At 55.1% G+C, this 4,091-nt stretch carries 5 protein-coding genes, 1 tRNA gene and 1 pseudogene; all 7 read right to left on the bottom strand.

Annotated features, from left to right (window positions below; all coding sequences use genetic code 11):
• Nucleotides 1-331 precede the first annotated feature (331 nt).
• The gene (locus tag K5905_RS29125; protein ID WP_297591008.1) at nt 332-676 is read right to left on the bottom strand and encodes a hypothetical protein; all 345 of its coding nucleotides are present in this window, start codon (nt 674-676) and stop codon (nt 332-334) included.
• Nucleotides 677-682: 6 nt separating this feature from the next.
• Nucleotides 683-1,183, bottom strand: a complete 501-nt coding sequence (locus K5905_RS29120) for a hypothetical protein (protein WP_297591007.1) — start codon at nt 1,181-1,183, stop codon at nt 683-685.
• A 25-nt stretch (nt 1,184-1,208) separates the two neighbouring features.
• Nucleotides 1,209-1,649: pseudogene (locus K5905_RS31670) on the bottom strand (relaxase/mobilization nuclease domain-containing protein); the annotation flags it as partial.
• A gap of 274 nt (nt 1,650-1,923) precedes the next feature.
• The gene (gene mobC, locus K5905_RS29110) at nt 1,924-2,385 is read right to left on the bottom strand and encodes a plasmid mobilization relaxosome protein MobC (protein ID WP_297591004.1); all 462 of its coding nucleotides are present in this window, start codon (nt 2,383-2,385) and stop codon (nt 1,924-1,926) included.
• Nucleotides 2,382-3,140 carry a helix-turn-helix domain-containing protein gene (locus tag K5905_RS29105; protein ID WP_297591002.1) on the bottom strand — a complete coding sequence of 253 codons (759 nt, stop codon included), beginning with the start codon at nt 3,138-3,140 and terminating at the stop codon, nt 2,382-2,384. Before K5905_RS29105 ends, mobC begins: the two co-directional genes overlap by 4 nt.
• Before the next feature lie 185 nt (nt 3,141-3,325).
• A tRNA-Arg gene (locus K5905_RS29100) sits at nt 3,326-3,402 on the bottom strand.
• Between the two features lie 149 nt (nt 3,403-3,551).
• On the bottom strand, nt 3,552-3,977 hold the full coding sequence (locus K5905_RS29095; protein WP_297591000.1) for a PACE efflux transporter: 426 nt from the start codon (nt 3,975-3,977) through the stop codon (nt 3,552-3,554).
• Nucleotides 3,978-4,091 lie beyond the last annotated feature (114 nt).

Below are 4,091 nucleotides of genomic sequence, written 5' to 3'. Positions count from 1 at the left end.
GCAACGAAGAGTGCAGTTCCATCAAAGTTTGAATATGAACCCATTTAGGCGCGCTCTATAATCATAGATTGCAATTCAATAGGGTTTGTCCCGAACTTACATTGGTAGAGATTGGGAAGCCAAAAGGCATCGCCAGTTTCTTCCTACAAAGGAAATACACAATAATCCAGGTTTGGACACTCCATCGTGCCTCCTCGGCGCCATTTGTTAAAGTTGGACCTGTCGCATTTCTATGCCGCTCTAGGTTCTCATTTATGCGGCCTATGTTTCAATTGCCAAAGGGGTTTTCCACCCAGAGGCTATCGCACTAAGTCGATATGGCGTTGAGACTTTATTTTTCTCGCTGAGTTAGGGTCTGGTGAATAGTGTCGAACTCGTCTAGGGCGTTGCAAAGCCCGTCCAACGATTTGCCTGAAAGTTCCGGCGCACTCAGCAAGTCGAGCAACGCCTCGTTGAAGGCCTGTTGCAAACTGATGGACCTGTCGAGCAACGTTTCGAGTTCGATCAGCCGCTCTTCCAGCAAGCCGGTCGAGCGTCTTTCCAAACTCTCCAGCTGAGCGGTCGAATGTTCGAAAGCGTTGGTCAAGCGTTCGACCAAGCTCAGCAATCCGCGCTCGAGCGGCGTCAGGGTTTGTGGGGACAGCAGGTTCGGTGAGGGGAGATTGGTGTATGTCATGAAGCTCTACTCGGTTGGTTGGCAATTGAGTTTTCCGGCTGTGTCCCGGCAGCGTTGGTAGGTGCCGGTTTGGGTGTTGAAGACCAGAACCGGATAGTCTGTGTATGTCGTCTGATTGAAAGCCGAAGTCACCAGGGCCCATCTCAGCTGATTGTCCAAGAACAAGACCGCGCTGAGCGTCAGGGTGGCCGAAATCAGAGCCGCCGCCGACAATTTCAGCCATCGATTCTTCTCGGCCAGTCTCGCGTTTTGCTCCAGACTTGTTTTCAGCTGAAAGAGTTGCATTTCGCTCTCTTTCAAGTGCCTGTCTAACGTCGCGCTCAGCTGTTCTTGGGACGACAGGATATCTTTGCTCATTGTAGAGCTTGCGCTTTTCAACATGCGCGCGATATTCGTCTCTGAGGTCTGGAAGGCTTCGAGCAGCGAGGCGCTCTGATCCTGGTGCGATTGCTCGATGCTTTCGTTGAGCCGCTCTCTGAGCGGTCTTCTCTCGGGTCCAATCTGCATGAAAAATTTCTCCTTTGAGCCGCCAGCGTGTGTCGCTGTCCGGGTCTTTGACTGTGAGATAGGTCTTGCCCTGACGGGGCAGTTCAAAGCCGGCGCCTTCGAGCGCTGCCACAATGTCTGGCCGGGATGAGATCCGACCGGCGACGATCAGGTCCTCCAACCAATTCTGGATATCCTCGCGGCCCTGAGCCCGAAGCCTCTTTTCCGGAAGCTGCTTGATGTCCTGCGACTTGGCCGGATCTTGCGGGTCTGCCCAGCCATGTTCCTTGTTGAGCATGTCGCGCAGGCTATCCATCGCCTTCTGGTAACCGGGAGGGGCGATGTTCAGGCTCTTGCTGGATGTGAGCTCCATGCGGGGCGTGCAGAAATGCAGTTCCACACGGCCTTCATGGCTGTGCCTCACCCAGAGCATGTCGACCTGGTCGCGGCTCAGACCGGCGAAGGCGAGTTCGTCGAAGGCGTCCATGACGGCCTGCTGTTGCTCTTCCGTCGGATGATCGTCCTTATCGAAGCTGATCACGCCCGCCCGGTACGTCCAGGCGTGTGGGCAAGCATCGATCAGGGCTCTGGTATGATCCGGATTGCCCGCCAGGACTTCCGGCAGCGGATCTCGAGGCTTCATCAATGGGACGCCTTTGTCGTCGCGGATGAGATCGCGATTGCCGTCGTAGGCGAGCACATGCGAGGCGATCAGGTAATCGACCGGTGCCGCGCCGCCGCCCTTGCCACTGCGGAACATCTTAATCAGCATGATCGGCGTCCCGCTGGCGATGGCTGACGAGAAGCGCCGACATCTGGCGCTCGATGCCGATCAGCTCGGCAAGCAGCTGCAAGCCGTCGAGCTGACGCATGTCGCCAGCCGCCTGAGCGGAGTTCACGGCGCGGGCAATCTGGTTGAGATTGGTGCCGATGCGGCTGAGCTCCGTCACAAGCTGCGGATCGACCTGCGGTGTGGCACGGCGGCGAGGAGCCTTGATCTGCCCCAACGCCCCACGCAACAGCTCCGAGACGGAGATTTTCTCCGCGGCGGCGCGGCGCTTGAGATGTCTCTTTTCCTCCGTCGTGCAGCGCATAACAACCGTCTCGTCGAGACGGGCTGTTTGCGGTCCGGAGGGGTTTGAAGGGGAGGCCTGCCGCCCCTCGCAAGGTCCCGTGTCGTATGACATGGGTCGCCTTGCTCTTGTCAGATCAGCCCCAGTCATGCCGCCTCCAAATAGGTCGTTTGAGAGACCGACTGGTGAGCGATCGTGGGCAGTCTGTTCAGGAAATACGAGAGGCAGTCTTGCTCTTTGTCTGAGCCATCTTCAGGTGGCCACCTGCCGGGAAGTTGGTATCCGGATGAACCGTTCACACTCGTTGCCAGATTGAACCGTTCCAGATCGGGCAGGGTCTTTTCCGCAAGCCAGGCGTTCCATTTCTCGACTTGTGGGGTCTGACCTGCTGGAAGAACGACGACGGGAATGGTACGACGAGGGAAGGGCTTCGTGCGGGCTTCACGCGCGTTAGGTTTTTTATTTATTTCTTTCTCTTTGTTTGGTGGACAGATTTGACTGCCTTTACAGGACTCATCTGACCGCCTTTCGGGACAGATCTGTCCGCCCTCAGATGGTTTAAGGGGGACAGATTTGTCCGTCTTTTCTCTGAGCTCAGAGGCCTTTAATATCGAGGCGTCGGTGGGACGATACTCCGTATTGTGCCCGACGCCATTCCCGCGTTGAACGCTAAGCCAGCCACCTTCTTCCAGATCGCGGATGGCACGTTGGATGGATTTGACACTCTTGCCGGTTGCCTCGGCAATAGTCTTGTAAGACGGCCACGCCTTCTCGGTGTGGCCGTTCACATGTGCGGTCACGATATAGAGCGCAACGCATTTGGCATTGTCGTTGATATTGGCATCACAGCTCAGCAAACGCAGCCACTGAAGTTTCACTTCCCGGAACGGACGGCGTTCGCTCATGCGTGCCTCCCTTCCAGGATACAGACAAAGCGCGTGTCTTTGCCGCTCCAATCATCAAAAGCTCGGTGTACGGGATTTGTACGAGCACAGCGCGAAAATCGTCTGAAAATACTTGCAAAAAATTGCAGTATCCTTGCGCTCTCTTCGGAGAGTTTCTCGTAACATATTGAATTTGTGCAGATTTTTGGCGCACCCGAGAGGATTCGAACCTCTGGCCTCTGCCTTCGGAGGGCAGCGCTCTATCCAGCTGAGCTACGGGTGCTTTGCGCATTGCGGCTCGGGCCGCGTGCGGATAGAGCGTCCTCTTACAAGATCCGCTTGCCTTCGGCAATGGCTTTCTGCACCTAATAGACAAGATATCATGCGATCACACGGTAGCCGGCGTTTTCCATAACTGTCACCGGAAGACCGTCATTTACTTGTTCGCGCATAGGGCTGAATGCGGTTGCGGAGGATGTCGTAAATCCAGTTGAAGACAATTGCATAAATGAGGAAGAAGACGACTGCGCCAAGGTCCAAGGCCAGCACTTTCAGGAAACCTTCCTGAAGCACATACATGAGAAGGGGAAGCGACACAAAGATGAGGCCGAGCTCAAAACACACGCCGTGAAACAGGCGAAGAGAAAAGCCTCGCGCCAGTCGGTTGTTGCCAAAAACTGCGTCGAACCCCCAATTGTAGACAAAGTTCCAGACCATCGCGATCAGAGACATGGCAACGCTCAAGGCGGTCATGGTACCGGCCCCCTGGCCGGTAACAGCCATGGCCAGCGGAACGAACAGAACCAGCGCGATCACCTCAAAAAGGATCGAATGCAATACGCGTTCTTTGACAGTCATAAGTGGTCTCCAGACATTGGAGATGTTTTAATCAATTGAAGTGATGCATAAAAGTCAATAATCATCATAAATAGTGATAGAAGAGAGTGCCGACGGAAGGAGCAGGTCTTGTAT

This window comes from Roseibium sp., assembly GCF_025698965.1.
Classification (GTDB): domain Bacteria; phylum Pseudomonadota; class Alphaproteobacteria; order Rhizobiales; family Stappiaceae; genus Roseibium.
The sequence above is the reverse complement of the archived record's forward strand: the minus strand, read 5'-3'. Positions and strand labels throughout refer to the sequence as shown.

Excerpts from the sequence above, each read along its gene's own strand:
- K5905_RS29125 (WP_297591008.1), bottom strand. The coding sequence starts at position 676 with ATGACATACACCAATCTCCCCTCACCGAACCTGCTGTCCCCACAAACC.
- mobC (WP_297591004.1), bottom strand. The coding sequence starts at position 2,385 with ATGACTGGGGCTGATCTGACAAGAGCAAGGCGACCCATGTCATACGAC.
- K5905_RS29095 (WP_297591000.1), bottom strand. The coding sequence starts at position 3,977 with ATGACTGTCAAAGAACGCGTATTGCATTCGATCCTTTTTGAGGTGATC.
- K5905_RS29105 (WP_297591002.1), bottom strand. The coding sequence starts at position 3,140 with ATGAGCGAACGCCGTCCGTTCCGGGAAGTGAAACTTCAGTGGCTGCGT.
- K5905_RS29120 (WP_297591007.1), bottom strand. The coding sequence starts at position 1,183 with ATGCAGATTGGACCCGAGAGAAGACCGCTCAGAGAGCGGCTCAACGAA.